Annotated in this window: 1 protein-coding gene; it reads left to right on the top strand. The window is 28.0% G+C overall.

All coding sequences use genetic code 11. The features are described from left to right. Nucleotides 1–148 precede the first annotated feature (148 nt). A partial coding sequence (locus ACF91D_RS32000) for a hypothetical protein (protein WP_392438740.1) occupies nt 149–440 on the top strand: 292 nt, incomplete at its 3' end.

Below are 440 nucleotides of genomic sequence, written 5' to 3'. Positions count from 1 at the left end.
GAGTAAATAATTGTTAATACAGACATATTGTTAGCACCTCCTAACTTGTCCGATTTCAACAGTTAGGATTGTTGATGACATAAGTCATTATATCATCAAGGTAGTGTATAATTAATGATAAAAAAGCTTAGGGTAAGGGGAAAGTAAATTGATAAAAATAGAGCAATACGAATACAATGACTTTGATGATTTAATAGAAAGTTTTAAAAAAACGTTAGAACCAAAATTTGAAAAAGCTAACCGTTTTAGATATTCAGACTTTACTATTGCAGATGAAAAAGAGTACAAAGCAATTTTAAAATGGTTATTGAGTAATGGTTATTACATTAAACAATTTCCTAATGTAGTAAATAAACAAACCCCATTAAATAGATTTGCTTATGATGAAATAAAGGCTAAAATAAGAGCGAATAAAAGATACAATCCCGACGATAGTATAC

This window comes from Staphylococcus sp. 231237_7MaSpsaltlick, from assembly GCF_043107035.1.
The sequence above is the reverse complement of the archived record's forward strand: the minus strand, read 5'-3'. Positions and strand labels throughout refer to the sequence as shown.